Consider the following 418-nt stretch of genomic DNA (forward strand, 5'->3'; position numbering starts at 1 on the left):
GATGTAGCGCGCAATCTTTGCAGCATCCATCGCGGAACCGCCACCGATGGCAATAACGGTATCCGGATGCAATTATTCCATCTGGCGTGCGATTTCCATCGTCTGTCCCAACGTCGGATCAGGATGAACAGTTCCGTAAAGGGATGTCTTTACCGGATTTTCGCGTGCTTCAAGCTCATCGTAAACCTTGTCAACGAAGCCGAATTTAACCATTCCAGGATCGGCAACGATCATTGCGCGATCAATGTGCTCCGTTTCGTCCGTCAAGTATGACAAGGCATTCTTTTCGTAGTAGATTTTTTCTGGCAAACGAACCCATTGAGGACGATTGCGACGTTTTGCGACCGTCTTGACATTCAACAGGTCTGAAGTTGATAAGTTGTGTGACAATGAATTCTTCCCCCATGAACCGGTTCCA

1 protein-coding gene is annotated in these 418 nt (G+C 48.1%); it reads right to left on the reverse strand.

What is annotated here, in order from left to right; genetic code table 11:
- Positions 1-72: 72 nt before the first annotated feature.
- Positions 73-418, reverse strand: a 346-nt coding sequence (locus KJQ97_RS09880; RefSeq protein ID WP_214120712.1) for an iron-containing alcohol dehydrogenase, incomplete at its 5' end; no start/stop codon positions are given.

This window comes from Campylobacter sp. 2018MI01, from assembly GCF_018501205.1.
GTDB lineage: Bacteria > Campylobacterota > Campylobacteria > Campylobacterales > Campylobacteraceae > Campylobacter_E.